Genomic DNA, 20,394 nt, shown 5'->3' on the forward strand with positions numbered 1-20,394 from the left:
AAGGTAATTCCAGTGTTTAGCACGCCTTATTCCTCTCCTTCTTCGGTGTCTTCTGTGTCTTTTGTTTTTTCCTACAGCCACTACAAACAGCGTCATCTGCGTAACCTGGCTGCTACTGCCTTGCTGGTATGTCTGGCTTACGGTGCCTATGTTCCTGCTGTCCATGCTGCCCCGGTATTGGCAGAGGGTGCGGCAGCCGCAGTCATTCCGGTGAATGCAAAAAAAATCATTAGCCATGATGTCTATGCAAACTGGCGCAGCATACAAGGCAGTGTCCTGAGCCGCGATGGCAACTGGGCAGCTTATGCCTTGGTAGGGCAAGAGTCAGATGGCGAGGTCGTGGTCAGGAATCTCAAAGATGGCCGCGAGTGGCGTGCACCACGCGGCACGACACCAGCCTTTAGTGCGGATGGCCGTTACCTGGCTTTTGCGATTGCGCCAACCAGGGTAGAGCTGGACAAGGCCAAGAAAGAAAAGAAGAAGGGTGATGACTTGCCCAAGTCTGGTCTGGGCATCATGAACCTGGCGACGGGTAAAGTTGAAAACCTGGACAGGGTAAAACGTTTTGCCTGGCCAGAAGAGGGCGGCAATTTCCTGGCAGTCTTGTTCGATGCGCCCAAGGAAGTAAAGAAAGATGCCAAGAAAGACGCCGAGCCTGCGGCCAAGGACGATGAAGATCAGCAAGCCGCTGCTGCCTCGGCCGCAGCAAAGAAAAAAGATACAGGTACAGAATTCTTATTGATTGATGTGGCAAATGCCAAGCGCACCAGCTTCAAGGACGTTGCTGATTTTACCTGGGCAAAAAATGGTGAATTGCTGGCTTTCAATATCATCACCAAAGAGGCTCAGAAAGACGCTCAGAAAGACGCACAAAAAGAGACACATAAAGACGCTGCGCGCGAAGGCGTTTACCTGATCAGCCCGCAAGACCTGACACCACGCACCGTCATGGCAGGTGCAGGCAGTTACAAACACATGAATTTTGATGAGGCAGGTCGCCAACTGGCTTTCGTCAGCAATCGCGATGACCTCGCAAAGAAAAATGCGGAAGCCGAAAAGTCTGGCAAGAAAAATGCCGATGCCGAGAAGAATGACAAGGGCGATAAGGCAGATAAGGCAGATAAGGCAGATAAAACCGACAAGGCAGAAAAAGAAATTACTGCTTTCAACCTGTATTACTGGCGCGCAGGTGATAGCGAAGCCAAAGCTGTAGTCACTGCAAACACCACTGGCATGCCAGCAGGATGGTTGCCCAGCGAGCATGGTAGCCTGAGTTTTAGCAAAGATGGCCAGCGCCTGTTTTTTGGTACTGCAGAGCTGGCCAAGGCTGATCCCAAGGATGCACCAGAACCCTTCAAGGTTGATCTCTGGCACTGGAAAGACCCTGAGCTCCAATCCATGCAAAAGGTCAAGGCAGAAAAAGAAAAACAACGCAGCTATAAAGCAGTTTTCCATATTGCTGAGCAACGTTTTGTCCAGCTTGCCAATAAGAATATCCCGAATGTGCTGATCAATGATAATCCGCGTTTTGCCATGGGTGCCAGTGATGTACCTTACAAGATGCAGCAGTCTTGGGATGCCCTGTATCACGACGCCTACGCGGTAGATTTGCAAACTGGCCAGGCCCGTTTGCTGGCACAAAAACTGCGTTATGTGCCCAGCCTGTCACCAGGCGGTAAATATGTGTTGGCCTTTGACGCCAATAGCAGTATCTGGTATTGCTGGTCAACCGCTGACGGCAGCAAGATCAACCTGACAGGCAAAATCAAGGCGCGTTTTGAAGATGCCAAACGCGATACGCCAGAAGTCAAGGACGCCTATGGTTTTGCAGGCTGGACCGAGGATGACGCCAGCGTCGTTTTATATGATCAGTTTGATCTGTGGGAAGTCAATCCACAGACTCTATCCAGTCGCAATGTGACTGCTGGCTATGGCCGCAGGCATAATCTGGAACTGCGTTATGTTCCCGTCGATACCGAGAAAAAACCGCCTGCAGACGAACCTTCACCCATGGCCGAAGCCAAGGCTTTGCCGACAGACTCATGGATACTGGCAGCCACCAATGAAGGCAATCGCTCTACCGGCTATTACCAGCAAAATCCAAAATCTGGTGAGCCGTTAAAACTCATACATGGCGATAAAATGTTTGCTGGCCTGATCAAGGCCAAGAAGGCCGATACGGTTTTGTTCACGCAGCAGAGCTTTACCGAATTTCCGGACTTGTGGACCAGTAACCTGGCTTTGCAAAACCCACAAAAAATCAGTAACGCCAATCCCCAGCAAGCCCAATTCAACTGGGGCAAGCAGGAAATGATTGAATACACCAGTCTCGATGGCAAGAAGCTCAAAGCCTTGCTGGCCAAGCCTGAGAATTTTGATCCGGCAAAAAAATACCCGATGATGGTCTACATCTATGAAAACATGTCAGACAATCTGCATCGTTATGTTGCACCTGCTCCTGCCCAGAACATCAATGTTACCCGTTACCTGAGTAATGGCTACATCGTGCTGCGCCCGGACATCGTCTATAAAACCGGACACCCAGGTAAAAGCGCCTATAACGCTGTCGTACCGGCAGTACAAAAAGTGCTGGCACAAGGCTATGTCGACCCCAAACGCGTAGGCATACAAGGTCATAGCTGGGGTGCTTACCAGGTCAATTACCTGATCACGCAAACCAATATGTTCCGTGCGGTTGAAGCTGGTGCATCAATGGCGAACATGATCAGCGGTTACGGTGGCATACGCTGGGGCACAGGTATGAGCCGTGCCTTCCAGTATGAAAAGCAGCAAAGCCGTATTGGTGGCGCGCCCTGGAACAAGACGGCAGAGTACATAGAAAATTCACCGATATTCTTTGTTGATAAAGTGCAGACGCCTTATCTGACTATCCACAACGATGATGATGATGCAGTGCCATGGTATCAGGCCATAGAATTCTTCACTGCATTGCGCCAGTTGGGTAAAGAGGCTTACTGGTTCAATTTCAATGGTGAAAAACACGGTCTCAAAGAACGTGACAACATGAAGTATTTCACGGTACACATGGCTGAGTTCTTTGATCATTACCTGCTGAACAGCCCGCGCCCTGAATGGATGGACAAGCCTGTGCCTTATCTGGAACGGGGCAAGCGGGATGTGATGGGGCAGTTCAAGCCTGTGGGGGCGAAGGCTGAGTAATTTTGGGGGAGCCGCTTGCGGTTCCTTTTTAGCTGCCAGTACTTCAATCATAAGATACACGGCAATCTTAAATTCGTCGCTCCAGCGCAGGCTGGAGCCCAGTGGCGTTTGTTGCATTGCCGTGCTTTGATTAAAACGATTGCCCTTCGTGGAACCAGGCCGGGTCTCGGCCCGGCAGCCGAAATACTTTCTTTGCGTCGCCAAAGTAAGTATTCAAAGAAAGGCGACCCAGGCGTAGCCGCCCCTTTGGGGTTCCCGTTTGTGCAATATAAAAAATGGGAAATGCCCGAAACTCGCTGCGCTCAGACACGGGCATTTCTAATCCATTTTCTGTACAGCACAAACGGCGTCTACACATGGGAACTGCCGAAAGTCAAAAGCAACCCCAAAATCAAACCCAACAGCAACAGCAACAGCAACAGCAACAGCAACAGCAACAGCAACAGCAACAGCAACAGCAATAGCAACCACCCCTCGGCAGCAATTCAGATGATCTGAGCAAATTGCCAACAATGGCCAGACAAATCACACACTGGCCCTGATAAAACTTCAAAAATGTCGTAAACGTCCAATACATCCACCAAGTAAGCAGGTAGCATCCACTACATGCAAAAGACTCACATTATCCCCAAAGCGCAAACGTATATCTGGCCAGCCAGTGGCCAGGCGGCTGAGCATGTGTTGATGTATATCGTGCGTGATACCCGTGGCTGTCATCTGGATGGGCCGGATCAACTGAATCGTTACCCTGCTACGCCATTCTGTTGCATCACCTGGATGCTGGAAGGTGAGGTGAGTTTGCTGCAACAGGGAAAAACCAAGCGTGAGCAGCGCTTGCCGCAGATCTTTGTGGCTGGTTGCCAGAGCCAGTATGGGGTGTCGATGAACCTCGGTGACAGACACAGTTTCATGGCGGTGTTTTACTCTGATGCCTTTCATGCCCTGTTTGAACTGGATCTGACGACAGTGCAGAACAGATTTGTCGATGCGACGGAGGTATTGAATCCGTCAGGGCTGGCATTGCTGCAGGCCGTTGCTCTGGCTGACACACATGCTGACAGGCGCTCGCTGATTGAAAGCTATGTCGTACAAAACAGCAGTTCCCTGGTTTCCAGCCCCTGGTCACATTTGCGCAAGATGGGACAGAACCTGAGCTTGCGCCTGAGTTGCAGCCTGCTTGGTGTCGGCGCGCGCCAGTTACAAAGACGAGTGAGGAAAGAAGCTGGCCTGCCTTTGCTGGGTTTGTCGCGTTTATGGCGCGCCAAGCGTAGTCACAGCCAGGTCTTGAGCGACCTGGCGCAGGGACAGACACCGAACTGGGTGGAGCATGCGGATGCCCTGGGTTATGCCGACCAATCCCATCTGATTCGCGACTGCAAGGAAGTATCCGGGCGCAGCCCACAGCAATTGCTCAACGACACCAGGAAAAATGAAAACGACTGGATTTACCGTCTGTAAGCAAGATACCAGCCGTAGCTGCTTCACGTTAACCTTGACCATGTATCTATGACTACTGCTAATACTGATCAGCGCCTGTATTCCCTTGATAATCTCAGGGCCATCATGATGTGGCTGGGCATCGTCGTCCATGTATCGGTCAACTACATGGTCAATCCTGCACCTACGCCCTGGCGCGACAGCCAGACCAGTATGCTGGCAGATTTACTGATCGTCTTCATCCATGCTTTTCGCATGCCTGTGTTTTTCATCCTGGCTGGATTTTTTGTTGCCATGCTGGTGGCAAAGCGTGGCATGGCAGCCATGCTGCGTCAGCGCGTGCGCAAGCTGGTCTGGCCTTTCATGGTGTTCTGGCCCTTGCTGCTGGTCTGCATGAGTTTGCTGGTGGCTGTGTATGCGCATCTGAATGCTTTTGGCACGATAGGCCTGGATGTTGAGCTGATTCCGAAAGTACCGGGCAGGCCCCGGGTATCGTTGCTGCACTTGTGGTTCATCTATTATCTGTTCCTGTATTGCCTGGTGTATGCGCTGCTGCTGCGTTGGTCGGCCTTTATTCCATTGGGGTTACAAGATGGTTTTGCCAATACCTGGAAAACATTGTGCAATAACTGGTGGGGTATATTTTTTCTGACATTACCTTTGGCATTGGCCGGGAGCTGTTACCGCAATGGCATGGTGACACCGCTGGGTTCTTTCATGCCGCACCCGGCAGAATTCATCCATAGCGGCATGTTTTTTAGCTGCGGGATTTTCCTGTATCGCTTTCAGACAGATTTGCTGCCCCGTTTTGAGCGCAAATGCTGGTTATATCTTTGTTTTGGTTTGCCGGTCTTCATCGTGTTCCTGGCGCTGGTCAAAAGTGGCGGCAATACAGAGTCTGCCAACCCAGGCATGCAGGCAGCCATGGCGTATTTATACAATTGCGTGAGCTGGCTCTGGAGCTTTGCCCTGATAGGCTTGTTCCTGCGTTATCTGCCAACGCAGAACCGTTTGCTGTCTTATCTGGCAGACAGTTCTTACTGGGTTTATCTGGTGCATATGCTGGGGACGATGGGCTTTGGCATCTTGCTATATCACAGCCCTTTTGGCGCTGTTGGAAGAATGATGTGCAATATCCTGCTGACCAGCCTGTTTTGCCTGCTGAGCTACCATTTGCTGGTGCGCCGTGGCTTGATAGAGCGGTTCCTGAACGGGGGCGTGAAAAAAAAGCCTGCTGATGCTGGCTCGATTAGCTCAGGGGTTTCTTGCTGAATTTTGCTAAGTCGTAGGCATATTCGTAGGCATATTCGTGGGCATATTCCTCCTTATGCGCTGAGCTCATTGCTGGGATGAATTTCTGTATTTGCAAATAGCACAGTCTTTGGTGCATGATGGCAGGCATTAATCATCATGTCAGAAGCACAGGGAATTTGGATATGCAAACTTCAAATAACAAGGCGTCTGTATCAGCATTGCCCAGTGGGCATGGCGCACGCTGGTGGAAGTCTTTCGGACCACAGATAGTCATAGGTTTATTGGCCGGGGTAGTGGTGGGGCTGATAGCACGCAACATGGGCACCCAGGGTAGCGAGGCTAACTGGCTGCAGGTTGCGCTTGGTGCAATCGGTAATGCCTATGTGGGTTTGTTGAAACTCATGATCCCGCCGCTGATATTGACGGCAGTGGTCAGCAGCATTGCCAATTTGCGCCGTTTGCAAAATGCAGCGCAACTGGCAACCCAGACCTTGATCTGGTTTGCGATCACCGCCTTTATTGCGGTAGCCATAGGCCTGACAATAGGCCTGCTGGCAAATCCTGGTGCGGGTGCGCTAGTCGATGTCGCCAAGGCCAGTGCGCCGTCAAGAACAGGTTCCTGGTGGGCTTTTCTGAATCAACTTTTGCCTGGCAATATCCTGGGCATGACTGCCAGCAGCTCAGTCAAACTGGTAGATGAGAAGGCGGTTGCCTCCACCCAACTGGGTTTCAATGTCTTGCAATTGTTGGTGATCTCGATTGCAGTGGGCATCGCTGCACTCAAGGTCGGTGAGCGTGCGGAACCACTACTGCGGTTTACCGATGCAGTCGGCGCAGTGGTGCAAAAAATATTGTGGTGGATCATACGCCTGGCACCGATAGGCACGCTGGCCCTGCTGGGTGATGCGGTAGCCAGTTATGGCTGGGACGCGCTGGGTTCACTCGCCAGTTTCAGCGCCTCAGTGTATGTGGGTTTGTTGCTGGTCTTGTTCGTGGTGTATCCCTTGCTGGTCAAGCTGCATGGCTTGTCCGTGCGCCAATATTTCACAGGCGTCTGGCCAGCAGTGCAACTGGGATTTGTCTCACGCTCGTCCATGGGCACCATGCCCTTGACCGAGCGGGTGACCGAGCGTTATCTCGGTGTGCCGCGTGAATATGCTGCCTTTGCCGTGCCACTGGGGGCAACCACCAAGATGGATGGCTGTGCCTCGATTTATCCGGCAATATCCGCTATCTTTATCGCGCAATTCTATGGCCTGCATCTGGATGTCACACAGTTGGCATTGATTGCCCTGGTTTCTGTACTGGGTTCAACCGCAACTGCTGGCACCACCGGTGCCACTGTGATGCTGACCCTGACTTTATCTACAGTGGGCTTGCCATTGGAAGGTGTCGGCCTGTTGCTGGCTGTGGAACCTATCATTGATATGGGCCGCACCGCAGTGAATGTCGCTGGACAGGCACTGGTGCCAACCATAGTCGCCAAGCGCCTGGGTTTACTGAATCTGGAACTCTATAATGCTGAGCGTACAGCAGAAGCGCTGGAAGCTGAGATTGTCGAACGTCAGGCAGCATAAGCCTGATAAGGCTGGCGGGCTGTTGAGTCTATTGTCATGAAGCGCATCAGCATCCTGGATGATGCGACCGATTTGCCTTTGCAATTCGGCCCGTCTGCGGTAGTAGCGGACGACGTCAAGGCTGGTCTGCCGCCAGCTTGCTAGAGTTTTATTAGGGTGCATCATCCTGCCATTTGCTGGCCAGGAACGATACAGATAGCGCAACGATGGGCCTGATTAGATCCGGCAGCGTTATTGTCTTTGAATGCACCCGCCTGCTTGAATTAACGCTTAATATTTTGCGGCTCGCCAAAGGGGCTGGCTGGGTATCTTTCGAGGCAGGGCTCACAGATCAGGATCAGCCACTGGTGTTGCTTGAATCCGTTACGTTTAATGAAGCTGGTCTGGCATGGCTGGAAGCAGTAGGCTCGGAACATGATTGCGCTTACATGGTGTTAAGAAAACTGGGGGATGCCTGCATCATGACCAAATCGCTGGCGCTGAAAATGCTGGAAGAGAGCCAGGTCACTGCAAACAGCTATTACCTGCAAGATTTATTTTTTCAAGCCAGTTTATTTATACTTGTCACCCCGTTATCAATATCTGCAAGAGATCTTCGATCAAAAACTCAGGAACATGCGGCCTGAAGAAAAAATTGCACAGTAGCGAAATTTTAATATAAAGGTATTTACCTAAGTATTGGTTTGCGCTATATTATCTGCATGTCAAACCAGCAAACTCAACTCGATCATCTGTTTTCTGCTCTCGGTGATACAACACGGCGTGCTGTACTGGCACGCCTGTGCCGTGGGCCGGCAGCAGTCAGCGAGTTGGCGCTGGAATTCGACATGGCCCTGCCTTCATTTACCCAGCATCTGCGGGTACTCGAACATTCTGGCCTGGTAGTGTCTGAAAAAAATGGCAGGGTAAGGACATACCAACTGGCGCCAGCGGGCTTGCAAGAAGCAGAGCAATGGCTGGCCTCACAGCGCAGCGATTGGGAAAAGCGCTTTAACCAACTCGATGCTTATTTAAACAAGATAAAGGAGAATCATGATGTCTGAAGCAACGACGGAAGAAGGTAAATTTGATCTGGTGCTGGAGCGTATAGTTGATATCCCGCCATCTTTGGTATGGGCTGCCTGGACTACGCCTGCCCATTTGCTGGAATGGTTCACGCCTGCTCCGTGGAAAACCGTGGATTGTGAGATAGACCTGAAAGCTGGCGGAATCTTCCGCACGGTCATGCGTTCGCCTGAAGGTGTTGATCACGATAATGCCGGTTGCTATCTCGAAGTCATCCCTGGCAAGAAACTGGTGTTCACCGATGCATTGGGACCAGGTTTTCGTCCTACCGGCAACTCCTTCATGACTGCCATCATTACCTTTGAGCCGCATGAAACGGGAACCCGGTATAAAGCAGTCGTTTTGCATAAAAACGCAGAAGACAAGCAAAAACATATGGAAATGGGATTTCATCAGGGCTGGGGTACTGCCCTCGACCAACTGGTCGCCCATATGAAAAAACTCAATTGACAGTACAAATGCCAGGCTAAGGATCTTATGCAGGCTCAGCTCGCTTTTTTACATACTTCACCGGTTCATGTAGCGGGCTTTGATGCCCTGGTGCAGGAACTGGCTCCGGGACTTAAAGTGCATCACCATGTTGATGAAAGCCTGCTCATCGCTGCGCAGCAGTTTGGCGCAACAGATGCTGCCGTCATTCGACAGGTGGAGGCAGCAATGTGTGTGGCTTCCACAAATCATGCAAATGCCATTGTGGGCATGGTGGTATGCACCTGTTCCAGCATAGGTGGAATTGCTGAACGCATGAACGGGCACTCAGGTTTGCAGACAGCCAGGATAGACCGTGCCATGGCTGATCGCGCAGTTGCTTTGGGGCCGCGCATTTTGCTGGTCGCCGCGCTGGAAAGCACGCTTGATCCAACGACTGAGTTGCTGATGGAGTCGGCCAGGGCTGCAGGTAAAACGATAGAGATTAGCACACTCTTGCCTGAGCAGGCCTGGGGGCATTTCCTGCAAGGTGACAGACAGTCTTATCTGCAAGCGATCAGTGATGCAGTCAGATCGGCATTGCAGGATAAAACTGCTGACATTGATGTCGTGGTACTGGCACAGGCATCAATGGCAGCAGCGGCAGTAGAGTTAAGTGATCTGGGTATAGAAGTCTTGTCCAGTCCCCGGCTTGGCGTGGCACGCGCCATCAGTGCATTGACACATGCTTGATACATGCTTGAGACATGCAAACCAGGGACTTTGACTGCTAATTTTTCTGTTAATTTGCCTCATAAATCGCAAACACGGCACCCTGAGGATCAGCCAGAACGGCAAAGCGGCCAGTATTTGGAATATCACTCGGTGGCACATACGTCGCTGCACCCAGGGCCTGTGCTTTTGCGGCAGTTGCATCGCAATCTTCAACGCTGAAATACGCCAGCCAGTGTGAAGGTGCCATGAGACCGTCTGGCAAAGCCATCATGCCGCCTATGGGTGTGCCATGTTGGTGCCATTCTGTATAAGTCATGGCACCATCGCTGCCTGTGCTGGCATTCCAGCCAAACAAGGCTTTGTAATAGGCATCTGCTTTTGCCGTGTCACTGGTATTGAGCTGGCCCCAGCAAAAAGCGCCAGGTTCATTGTGTATGCCTACACCAATGTTTTTGCCTGGCTGCCAGATGTTATGGAAGGCGCCGGTAGGATCTTTTAATACCGCCATGCGGCCCAGGTCATACACATCAAATGCCGGGACGACGACTTCACCCCCCAATTCTGCGCTGCGCTTTGCCGTGGCTTCTGCATCTGCTGTCGATACATAGATAGTCCAGTGTGGCGGCACGCCTACCTGCTGTTCCGGGTCCAGGGTATATGCTGCTGCGGCATCGTGACCCTTGAGCTGGAAAATCGTGTAATAGCTTCCCGGTCCCATCTCATTGTCCTGATGTCCCCAGCCGAACAGGTCGCCATAAAATGCTTTTGCAGCTTTTTGATCACTCGTGCCAAGTTCTACCCAGCAAAAGGCACCAGGTTCATGTGAGCTTACGATACTCATGCTGATATCTCCTTCAGTTTTATGTCGGTTGGAAAACGATGGGGTGGGGCAGTTGTTCGGGGAGTGAAAATATAACAGTGCCGCTCAGGAATTATAAGTTGCCACTCCAAAAATGAAATGAGAATCTGCATGGGAAGATGCAGCTTGTGCGCTTGATAAAACTTAATGTTATGCTATCGCACATGGTTTTGTTGCGCACCTGCAATTTGCACTGGCATCAAAAGAAAATCCCTCAGCCCCTCTGTATTTATGCCGCTAAAAAAATCGCTGTTTTCATTACTCATCCTGACGACTTTGACAGCCTGTCAGCCTGTCGAAAAAAATGCAGTCAACCCGGTTTCTCAGCAAGACGCAATCCCTGCATTGAGCAAAGAAAATGTAGGTGACGTCGAGAATTACAGCGTGCTCAGCATGCAGGATGAGTGGAAGATCATCGCCTGGTCGGGCAAGGCAGAAAAACAGCCCGTCAACAAGATCAAGGGTGGAATCTCAAGCACGGTCAGCATACTGAAAAAAGAAAAGCAAGCCTGGCGAGTGGTCTCGCAAAAGCAGTTTGCCGATAGTTATAACCCCCGCCTGCAGTTACATACCGAATTCACCCTGGCGGGAAAAGCAGTCTTCATCCTAAGATTACAACAAGGCGCTGCCTATGAAGAGCTGCATGTATATGGCCTGGCTCAGGGGGAATACAGGCTGTTGCAAACCTTGGTGGCCGGTGCATTTGAGTGGACTTATGATATAGCCGGAAATAAGAAGTCTCTATTGGCAGTATCTGCAACACCAGGGGAGCAAGCCGCAACTTATCAATGGAATGGTCAGCAGTTCATGCTGATTGATCAAGTTGATCGTAAAGATAATGACTATGTGACAGACTGAATCTCCTGTTTTTCTAGTCATCGTTTTCTCAGCAACCGCACGGAGGGTCTTCCTCATCGAAGTCGAGAAAATGCCAGCGTCCAAGTACGTTGACGAAGATCAGTGTTAAATGATACTCGCTGTTGTCACCCAATCCAACTTGAGTATTAATGCCATCCCACAAGGCAAGGTCTGGAATGCCATCACCATCAAGATCAATATACCTGGTCAGTGCACGGACAAAATGAGGATCTGCCGGTAAGGACTTGGGTTGCAACAAAACCTGTAGCTTGACGGTTGACTTTGCCTTGGACAGATTCAAGGCCTTGTTGGAGCGGAATAAGCCCTGAATATGAGCAGCGTTTTGCGGGTCTGTTACTGGCCAGAGTATATGAGGATTGCCAGCACATGGCGATGAATCTCCACCTGGTATTTCACGATATTCTATCGTAGAGCTGGCTTGCACAATTTCTGTTTTTTCATTCATACCTACGGTATAAATTGGCTGATCCAGTCGCTGCGAAATTTCTCCCATATCCCATATGCCATTTTTGTTTGAAGGGCCATTATTGTCACCACCCCAGGCTGGTGGTGCAGTGACAGCCAGTTTCCAGGAAATACCGAATTGGGCACTGATACTTTCAGGTGTAGTCTTGGGACTGGCAAATTCGTTGACGCTTTTGAAAAATGAAGATTGAACCTTGGTCAGCCTGATCTGACGATATACCCACTGATGAAGTGCGCTCGAAGGCAGCATTCTTGCAGGTGATCCATCCCAAATACTGGCGAGTTCTGCCATCTCTTTGGGCGCCACTACTCCTGCGGCTAATTTGGCACGCATTGCATTCAACTCAGGAATCGGAAAGCGCTTTATTTCAGGATTTCCTACCCCACCGGATTCGAGGTATTTTCTTTCGCTTTCACGTTGTTTTTCCGGTAACATGGTGTTCTCGAAATAACTGGCAACCGCCAATAAGCTGTTATAGCCAGGTTGCAGCCAAAAAGCTCGCGCAGAAAGTGATGGATCAATTGCGCCATTTGCCAATTTCTTTGAAGTCAGCTCGGCCAATATGACTGGTGTAGTGCTGAGAAATTTGCAGGCAATAAACCCGTGTTGATTATTTTCCCAGCTAATTTCGCAAAAATCATCACGCGCCACAAGCAATTTAACTTCGGTATTGATAATCAGTGTCGCACTCACTGGCGCGTCTTTTTTTGCTGCGGTTCTGACATTGACATATGAGCCGCTGACCCATTGCCTTGCTGGCGCAGATGCGGATGCAGGTTCGGCACTTACTGTTGCTGACAGACAGAGGCAGGTGATGAAGAAAGAAAGCTGCTGGACTGAATTACTCATTAATCGCATTTGATGGTCGATCGACATGTGAAAAGACATGTGCAATCAGAGAATGCACACACCTGTTACAACTCATTTTATAAAATACATGCACAAATTTCTAAAAATATGTTTTGCACTCTCGCTTAATTTTACCTTTTTTGGGTTCCTTAATATAGCGCATGCGCAAACAGTCGCCATCACTATCGACGATGGCCCCAATCTGGAGCAGACGCCAAGGCTGAGTCCTGAGCAGCGTAACCAGGCCATGCTCAAAGCGCTGGCCAGACATGGCGTCACTGCTGCCCTGTTTGTGACAGCAGACTATGCGGCAAAACAGCCCGCTGGTTATGCGCTCGCCAAAGCCTGGGGTGATGCTGGACATGCTGTCGGTAACCACAGCATGAGTCACCCAGACTTGCATAGCGACAAAGTCAGCCTGGCGCAATATCAGCAAGAGATACTGGATTGCGACGCCATTATCAGCACTTTGCCGGGTTACCAGAAATGGTATCGCTATACTTATCTGCGCGAAGGGAATACACCAGAAAAGCGCGATGGCATGCGCAGCTTTTTGAAGCAGAATAACTACCGTAATGCCTATGTCAGCCTGGATACCAGCGACTGGCGCCTGAATGAAAAATTGGTAGAAGTACTGGGCAAAAATCCCCAGGCAGATGTGAGTGCCATCAAGCGTGCCTACCTGGCCCATGTACGCCAGCGCGCCGAAGCTTATCGCGCCCTGTCCTGGCAATTGCAGGGGCGCGATATTCCCCAAGTCATGCTCATGCATCACAATCTGATCAATGCCCTGTGGCTTGATGATGTGCTGGCCCAGTTCAAGGATATGGGCTGGAAGTTCACGACCCCGGCTGCGGCATTCAGTGATCCTGTCTATCAATTGATACCTGATCGTTTGGCATCAGGACAGAGCCTGTTGTTGTCCATGGGCAGAATACTGGGCTTGGGCAAGTATCCTGGCGGAGAGCGGTTGGTCGATGATGGTGATTTTGAGATTGAGCAATTGAAGCAGCAGGGTTTGTGATGGGATTTCCTCCATAAATGAGAATTACACGATGGCGATAAATATCTATTTCCAAGACGATAATGGAAACTACGAGCGTAATTATGAGCGATGGCAGGGGCTGGTGCTGAACGTCAGCAATACATCCACACCTTCGCTTCATCTACGTACAGCGGTAGAAAAATTCATGCGTCTGGATGCTGGTGATGTACCTTTGTTATGGGCAGAAAAGAATAGCGATAGGTATTGCTGCTGGACTATCTACCGTAGTCTGCCTCTACATCAGGAGTGGTTTCCTGCCATTAGTGCGGCTGAAGTGCAAAAGATCGCCTTGGCCTCTGCAGAGCAGAAAAAACATTTGTGGCTAAGGCATTTTGCGCAAGCATTGGCGAAAGCGAGTATCAGCTGTCTATCAAATGGCTATTGGTCACTGAGATATCTTGATCGTCTGGGTTGCGATCCGCATTGGAACAAGAAGTATAGCGCGAGTCAGTGGCATGCAGGTGCAGTAGAAAATGATTTTAAACTGTTGCAGGCGCCTGTTGTCTATGCGAATTTGGATTACGATGAGGAAAAAGGGAATAATGTTTTAAATGTATTTGCCCCTCAACACAAAGATTGTGGTCGTGTTAAATGGTGGCGCAAGCTGGCAAGAGCCGGACAAATGCCTCCTATACTGATCTGGCATGTACACAGTTTGAGTTCGTATCTGATACTTGATGGTCACGACAGACTGCAAGCCTGCTTGCTGGAAGGAGTGCCTCCAGTTTTTGCGTTACTTACTTCATTTTATGAAGTGGCTATTCATAGCGATCCCAGGCAAGAACAAGCCATACTCCATCAGGTGAACCTTGCTGCTGAAAATATGGCTCTGGGTATATATAAAAATCCTGATAAGTTTGCTGGCATGCAGAGAGTATTGGCCCAGGCTTTTGATCGCAGACCCATGCGTGATTTTGACACTCCCAGTACAGCAAACCTGGACCCAAAAGTGTGGCAAGAGCAAGTTACGGCTTTAATGCAGAAAAATGGACAGCCTGAAACATTTTATTTGGATTAATTGTTAGTCTCATTATTATCACCGCTTGGGTTCTATTATTCGCAAACATTGGAAGATGAAGGCCTTTATTTACGCGGCCTGTGATGACCCCATTAATTCTGTAAAGCAATTTACTGTTGCATTACTCTCAGCAAAATCTCAGTGAAATAGCGCAACACCGTATTGTATTCAATATTTGTATTAAAAATTGTTGCGCTCCATCACGCCTCTGTTCTTTGGTATATGATCAAATAGGGCATTATCGGTCTCTGCTGGTAATGACCTGCGCTTATTAGTGTATACCATGCCTATATACTGGCATGCTGAATACGTGCAAGTACACTCTGATCAGGAATGCCGGGTAAATATGAGTCTGGATAATTTGCACAAGAGCAATGAAGGCGGTCAGCATTTGCTGGACCTGTATCGTCTATGCATGAATGATATTGCGCGCAATACTGACCTGACGGATAGTTTGCTTCGCATAGTCAGCAGCCTGGATGCCCATTATTCTGGTTTGCTGTCTGCTATCGTGGTGGGTGGTATTGAGACTGATCTGCTGCTTGCTTCAAATTTGCCCCATGCCTGCCTTGATGACATGCGCAAGATGTATGCAGTGGTCGAAGACGCATATCCACAAGGCACAATTCCCGAGCACAGCAAGCGTGTCAGCCGATTGCAGGAACTTGCGCAAGACCATGACCTTTGGCTGCTAGCTGAGATACCCATTTCCAATGATGAACACAGGCAGTCAGATGGCTTGTATTTCTTTGCAAAGAATGAGGCAATTGAGAAAAAGCCCAATCAGCAAGTCTTGCAAGAGCTTGCCAGCCTGATCGCCAATCTCATACAACACAAGCACGCGCAGCAAAAATCCCTGCAAGCACAGTCACTGGCTGAGCAAAGCCAGGCCAATATGCTGCGTATGGCACTGGCGTTAGAGGGGAGTGGCACTGGCATCTGGGACAGGGATGTGCCTGGTGGGCGAATACATTATTCACCTGGCTGGAAAGCCATACTCGGTTATGCCGATGCAGAAATTACTGCACGCATAGAAGACAGTTATGCGCGTCTGCATCCTGATGACAGCGCCTACGTACAAGCGACCATACAGGCGCATTTTGAGGGGCTTACTGAGCAATATGTCGTCGAGCACCGTGTGCGTTGCAAGGATGGCAGTTATAAGTGGATATCCAGCCGTGGCAAGGTAGTCAGCCGTGCGGAGGATGGCAGCCCCTTGCGCATGATAGGTACCACCACTGATATCACTGCCATGCGGGTTTTGTCGCAGCGTCTGCAAGAAAGTGCAGACCTGGTGACTTGCCTGACCAATGAAGTGCCAGGCCTCGCCTATCAATACTGCATGCAAGCTAATGGTGAAGAGCGCTTTACCTATCTCAGCGAAGGTATACGCGATATTTATGAATTAAGCCCGTTACAGATGCAGGAAGCCGTGGCGCTGATACACGCACGTATACACCTTGATGATTTTCCTGCCTATCGCAATGCCGTTCTTAAATCAGCCAGCAGGCTGGAACACCTGCATCTGGAATACCGTGTCAATCTGCCGCAACAAGGCATACGCTGGCGTCAGATGGATGCAAGGCCACGCCGCCTGCCGGATGGCGCTACCCTGTGGCATGGTTTTATTACCGATGTCACTGAACACAAACGCATAGAACAGGAATTGCAGGAACTGGCGACCATCGACTTTTTAACGCAGATCCCTAACCGCCGCAGCTTCATGGGGCGCATGGAAGAAGAGCTGGCGCGCATGCAGCGCGGTGCCAGCAAGGCGGCAGCGGTATTGATGTGTGACCTGGATAATTTCAAGCTCATCAATGATACCTATGGGCATGCCATAGGTGACCTGGTGCTCAGGCATTTTGCCCATATCCTGCATGATGAACTGCGTAAAAGCGATTATGCAGGCCGGGTAGGTGGCGAAGAATTCGCCGTGGTACTTGCCGGCACCAGCATTGCTGATGCCACCGTTTTTGCTGAGCGTGTGCAAAAACAATTACTGGATACGCCAGTCAATGCGCATACCCATATTATTCCGGTTACGGTCAGTATAGGCATCGCGCTTATGCAGGCCAGTGATATTGATGCCGATGTCTCGCTCTCATCCAGTGACATGGCCTTGTACCGCGCCAAGGAAGCTGGCCGTAACCGCATTATTGTTGCGGCAGATTAAAACCTTATTTTCTGCTGGCCAGCCAGTCTGCCTTATCCATGGAATAAACTGCAGTGTCCATGTCATACCAGCGCTCTATGCCACGGTATTGCATGCCCAGTTTTTTCATGATATTTGCTGAGCCACGATTGTCCTGATGGCAGACCGCGCACAAGGATTCAGCCTTGAGGTTTTCAAAGGCGAATGCCGCCATGGCCTGTGCGGCTTCTGATGCATAACCTTTGTTCCAGCTTTCCTTGCGCAGACGCCAGCCAGTTTCCAAAGGATTGGCCGGGTCGCGGCCCAGATGTTGTATGCAGCCAGCACCGATAACTTCATTGCTGTCTAGTTCTATGAAACTCCACCAGGAAAAACCATATTCTATCCAGCGCGCCTTGACGCGTTCTATCATGGCCAGCGTGTCTTCTGGTGTGTCTGGTTTGCCGGTAATGTACTCCATGACTTCTGCCTGGCTATTCATGTGAAAGAGACCATCAACATGGCTGTCGTTCATTGGTTCCAGGCGCAGGCGTGCAGTAGTGAGTATGGTCATGATCAGGCAGCTTGTTGAAAATGGAACATACGAGTGTAAGCCTGAACTTCAACTCTTTCAAGCAGCACGCCGGATGACAAGCTTATACATCATGCTCTCAACACATCCCTCACAAATACGGTCAGGTCAGTCGATTGCGGCATGACCTTGGCCTGATACATCATGTCACCGACAAAACCGCGATGGTAGGTAGCGTGATTGACGACGTGCAGCAACATTTCCTGACAACTCATGATGCCTTCGCCACCGCCAATGAAATTGAAATGGATGACGCGCTCAAGATCATCGTCAGTCAGGTCTTTGGCGAAGTCACGGTACCATTGGTTCATTTGTTTGGAAGCAGCCCACAGATCAGGCAATGCTGGTGTATTAGCTGTATTGCGGTCTTGGTATTCATGTTGTTGCCCTTGCAGATGTGCACGGAAGATATCGTCGATGACATACACATGGTTCAGGGTATGCAGCATATTGCCAAAGCGGGTCAGACGGGGGCGCAATACCTCTTCTTCAGGTAGGACACTCAACATGCTAAACATCTTGTCGTCAGCCCAGGCTTTATAGTGGGTCAGTATGTGTATATTCGATAACATCGTCATTCATATTCTCCGGTATGGGTAAACAATCTGCCTTACAGAAAGGATATGCCTGTTGAGATGCTACCAGTAGATACAGATGTTTGCGATTACAGCAGATACAAAAGTACGGCAATGGCTCAGCGATACAAGAGCACAAAGACACAAAGACACAAGCTCACAAAATAAAACGCCACCAGAACATCAATCTGGTGGCGTTTTATTTCAGCATCTGCAAGCCGGGGCTTGCATCACTTTATTTCTTGAACTTGGCTTCCGCAATGCGGTCGGCCACGACGCTGGTTGGCAGGCCTTCTGCATCAGCGCGGGCAAATACTTCTGCCAGGGTTTCACCGATACGGCGTACATGGGCAACCATACCGTCTTCTGGCGTGTTCAGGTATTCATAGCACACCTTGATGATGCCGCCGGCATTGATGACAAAGTCAGGTGCATACAGTATGCCTTTTTGACGGCAAATTTCGCCCATCTCTGGCGTCGCCAGCTGGTTGTTGGCGCCACCTGCAACGATCTTCGCTTTCAGGCGCGACAGCGTGTCCAGGTTCAGTGTCGCACCCAGTGCGCATGGTGCATAGATATCGGCTTGCACATCATAGATGGCGTCGATGGCGACGACTTCTGCACCCAGTTCTTCTTGCGCACGTTTCAATGCTGCCTGGTCGATATCGGTGACGATGAGCTTGGCACCGGCTTCTTTCAACTGGCGCGCATAGTCATAACCGACATGACCCAGGCCTTGCAGGGCCACGGTCAAACCGTCAAAGCTGTCGCGTTTTAAATGGTGCTTGACTGCTGCCTGGGCGCCAACGAAGCAGCCCAGTGCAGTGTAAGGGGATGGGTCGCCACGGTCACCCAGACCGGCAACGTATTTGGTTTTGTTGGCAACATTGGCCATGTCAGCCGGGCTGGTGCCTACGTCTTCTGCTGTGACATAACGGCCACCGAGGCGCTCCAGGGCTTCACCCAGGGCTTCAAACAGGGCAGGGGTCTTGTCAGTTTTTGGATTGCCGATGATGACGCTTTTGCCGCCACCGATAGGCAGGCCAGCAACGGCGTTCTTGTAGGTCATGCCGCGCGACAGGCGCAGGACATCACGTACGGCTTCAGCCTCATCTGCATAATTCCACATACGGCAGCCACCCATGGCAGGGCCAAGATGGGTGTTGTGGACTGCGATGATGGCTTTCAAGCCGGATTTGGCTTCGGATGCGAACACGACTTGTTCGTGGTCGTCGAAATTGATTTCATTAAATACAAAGGCGGTCATGCTTATGGCTCCGCGCGGATCGACCAGACGAGCTGCCAGATCAGGCAGATGCACTGGTGCCGCAAAAAAGTTAGTTGTTAGTTAAATAGGTGGTGTTGTCATGCAAGTAAAATCGTCTTTGATCACGGGTTGGTGTAAGCAAAAACGCAGGGCGGTGATTGTGTCACGCGTGCGCAGTATAGGGGAATAGGGTGTGAAACTCAATCTTGCCAGCCAGCTACAAGCAGGTTTTTTGCTTATGCAGCAGCGCTGATTTGCGCCAGATCAAGCAGCTCTTTCATAAAGCGTTCTTGGGTCTTCAGGCAAAAACCGGCGGAATACGGATTCATGAAGCCATGTTTGCTGCCCTTGACCAGTTCCGCATTCTGATTGCGCTGTCGCAAGTCGGCCACCAGTTCTGCCGGTTCAAACGCGGCTTCTTGCTCAGCAAATATCAGGCGTGTCGGGCAGGCAGGCTGTACATCTCGGTGATCGCGTATGCGCGAACCATAAAATAATACCGCCTGTTGCAGATTTGCCATGGCCGTGCTGGCACTATTGAGCCACAAGGCGCTGGCACCGGCGCTAAAGCCTATGGCATAACGCAGGCTGGATTGATGAGTCTGGATAAGCTGGGACAGATTGTCCGCATAGGCAGCGACACCACCTTCAGCAATAAATGCATGATAGGCCAGTGTTTCTGCGGGGTATTGTGTTTTTTCGCCAGTAAAGGGCGAGGCAATCAGGCAGGGCAAGGGGAATTGCCGGGCAAAACTGGCAATCGCAGGCGTATTGCCAAAAACATCAGTAACAATCAACAAGACGGGCGGTGAGGCCGGAGCAGACTTGGTAGCGGACGCATTAAGAGACTCATTAACAGACGCATTAATAGACGCATTAACAGAAACAGGAGCAGACGCAGAAACAGACACAATAAGAGCTTGATAGATACGCAAGAGGCGGGAGCCTACCGGACTTGCGCTGACAATGCAAGAAACTCGATGATATTTAGCTAGTATTTAGATAATGTTGCAAGCTGGTAATGTGCGATTGACACTGGTGTACATGCTCATGG

At 50.4% G+C, this 20,394-nt stretch carries 19 protein-coding genes; 13 read left to right on the forward strand and 6 right to left on the reverse strand.

Annotated features, from left to right (window positions below):
* The first annotated feature begins 54 nt into the window (after positions 1-54).
* From ACO0LG_RS20080 to ACO0LG_RS20120, 9 genes are all read left to right on the forward strand, one after another.
* A complete protein-coding gene (locus tag ACO0LG_RS20080) occupies positions 55-3,180 on the forward strand; it encodes a prolyl oligopeptidase family serine peptidase (RefSeq protein WP_423029330.1) in 3,126 nt (1,041 codons plus the stop codon).
* Between the two features lie 15 nt (positions 3,181-3,195).
* Positions 3,196-3,678, forward strand: coding sequence for a hypothetical protein (locus tag ACO0LG_RS20085; RefSeq protein WP_423029331.1), 483 nt, complete (start codon positions 3,196-3,198; stop codon positions 3,676-3,678).
* A gap of 108 nt (positions 3,679-3,786) precedes the next feature.
* Complete coding sequence (locus ACO0LG_RS20090) at positions 3,787-4,638, forward strand: helix-turn-helix domain-containing protein (protein ID WP_423029332.1); 852 nt, start codon at positions 3,787-3,789, stop codon at positions 4,636-4,638.
* 48 nt (positions 4,639-4,686) lie between these two features.
* The gene (locus ACO0LG_RS20095) at positions 4,687-5,889 is read left to right on the forward strand and encodes an acyltransferase family protein (RefSeq protein ID WP_423029333.1); all 1,203 of its coding nucleotides are present in this window, start codon (positions 4,687-4,689) and stop codon (positions 5,887-5,889) included.
* A 164-nt stretch (positions 5,890-6,053) separates the two neighbouring features.
* Positions 6,054-7,448: a dicarboxylate/amino acid:cation symporter gene (locus tag ACO0LG_RS20100; RefSeq protein ID WP_423029334.1), complete on the forward strand. Its 1,395-nt coding sequence runs from the start codon at positions 6,054-6,056 to the stop codon at positions 7,446-7,448.
* 206 nt (positions 7,449-7,654) lie between these two features.
* Positions 7,655-8,074: a hypothetical protein gene (locus tag ACO0LG_RS20105; protein ID WP_423029335.1), complete on the forward strand. Its 420-nt coding sequence runs from the start codon at positions 7,655-7,657 to the stop codon at positions 8,072-8,074.
* A gap of 75 nt (positions 8,075-8,149) precedes the next feature.
* Positions 8,150-8,491: an ArsR/SmtB family transcription factor gene (locus ACO0LG_RS20110; RefSeq protein WP_423029336.1), complete on the forward strand. Its 342-nt coding sequence runs from the start codon at positions 8,150-8,152 to the stop codon at positions 8,489-8,491.
* A complete protein-coding gene (locus tag ACO0LG_RS20115; RefSeq protein ID WP_423029337.1) occupies positions 8,484-8,963 on the forward strand; it encodes an SRPBCC family protein in 480 nt (159 codons plus the stop codon). Before ACO0LG_RS20110 ends, ACO0LG_RS20115 begins: the two co-directional genes overlap by 8 nt.
* A 27-nt stretch (positions 8,964-8,990) precedes the next feature.
* On the forward strand, positions 8,991-9,674 hold the full coding sequence (locus tag ACO0LG_RS20120; RefSeq protein WP_423029338.1) for an Asp/Glu/hydantoin racemase: 684 nt from the start codon (positions 8,991-8,993) through the stop codon (positions 9,672-9,674).
* A 49-nt stretch (positions 9,675-9,723) separates the two neighbouring features.
* On the opposite strand, the gene ACO0LG_RS20125 is transcribed toward ACO0LG_RS20120, so the two are convergent.
* Complete coding sequence (locus ACO0LG_RS20125) at positions 9,724-10,497, reverse strand: VOC family protein (RefSeq protein ID WP_423029339.1); 774 nt, start codon at positions 10,495-10,497, stop codon at positions 9,724-9,726.
* Positions 10,498-10,746: 249 nt separating this feature from the next.
* Between ACO0LG_RS20125 and ACO0LG_RS20130 the strand changes: the two genes are divergently transcribed.
* Complete coding sequence (locus tag ACO0LG_RS20130) at positions 10,747-11,373, forward strand: hypothetical protein (protein ID WP_423029340.1); 627 nt, start codon at positions 10,747-10,749, stop codon at positions 11,371-11,373.
* A 28-nt stretch (positions 11,374-11,401) separates the two neighbouring features.
* On the opposite strand, the gene ACO0LG_RS20135 is transcribed toward ACO0LG_RS20130, so the two are convergent.
* Positions 11,402-12,709 (reverse strand): hypothetical protein, encoded by a 1,308-nt coding sequence (locus ACO0LG_RS20135; protein WP_423029341.1) that lies wholly within the window; start codon positions 12,707-12,709, stop codon positions 11,402-11,404.
* Between the two features lie 88 nt (positions 12,710-12,797).
* Between ACO0LG_RS20135 and ACO0LG_RS20140 the strand changes: the two genes are divergently transcribed.
* From ACO0LG_RS20140 to ACO0LG_RS20150, 3 genes are all read left to right on the forward strand, one after another.
* Positions 12,798-13,733 carry a polysaccharide deacetylase family protein gene (locus tag ACO0LG_RS20140; protein WP_423029342.1) on the forward strand — a complete coding sequence of 312 codons (936 nt, stop codon included), beginning with the start codon at positions 12,798-12,800 and terminating at the stop codon, positions 13,731-13,733.
* 31 nt (positions 13,734-13,764) lie between these two features.
* Positions 13,765-14,772: a hypothetical protein gene (locus ACO0LG_RS20145; RefSeq protein ID WP_423029343.1), complete on the forward strand. Its 1,008-nt coding sequence runs from the start codon at positions 13,765-13,767 to the stop codon at positions 14,770-14,772.
* Positions 14,773-15,118: 346 nt separating this feature from the next.
* Positions 15,119-16,948, forward strand: coding sequence for a sensor domain-containing diguanylate cyclase (locus ACO0LG_RS20150; protein WP_423029344.1), 1,830 nt, complete (start codon positions 15,119-15,121; stop codon positions 16,946-16,948).
* A gap of 4 nt (positions 16,949-16,952) precedes the next feature.
* Here the strand turns inward: ACO0LG_RS20150 and ACO0LG_RS20155 are convergent, their stop codons facing one another.
* From ACO0LG_RS20155 to ACO0LG_RS20170, 4 genes are all read right to left on the reverse strand, one after another.
* The gene (locus ACO0LG_RS20155) at positions 16,953-17,480 is read right to left on the reverse strand and encodes a GNAT family N-acetyltransferase (RefSeq protein ID WP_423029345.1); all 528 of its coding nucleotides are present in this window, start codon (positions 17,478-17,480) and stop codon (positions 16,953-16,955) included.
* Between the two features lie 89 nt (positions 17,481-17,569).
* Positions 17,570-18,076 (reverse strand): DinB family protein, encoded by a 507-nt coding sequence (locus ACO0LG_RS20160; RefSeq protein ID WP_423029346.1) that lies wholly within the window; start codon positions 18,074-18,076, stop codon positions 17,570-17,572.
* A 232-nt stretch (positions 18,077-18,308) separates the two neighbouring features.
* Positions 18,309-19,340 (reverse strand): Glu/Leu/Phe/Val family dehydrogenase, encoded by a 1,032-nt coding sequence (locus ACO0LG_RS20165; protein ID WP_423029347.1) that lies wholly within the window; start codon positions 19,338-19,340, stop codon positions 18,309-18,311.
* A gap of 236 nt (positions 19,341-19,576) precedes the next feature.
* Entirely contained in the window at positions 19,577-20,251 is a 675-nt protein-coding gene (locus ACO0LG_RS20170) for a dienelactone hydrolase family protein (protein ID WP_423029503.1), read from the reverse strand.
* Positions 20,252-20,394: the final 143 nt, after the last annotated feature.

It is taken from the genome of Undibacterium sp. Ji42W (genome assembly GCF_049340405.1).
Classification (GTDB): Bacteria; Pseudomonadota; Gammaproteobacteria; order Burkholderiales; family Burkholderiaceae_D; genus Undibacterium.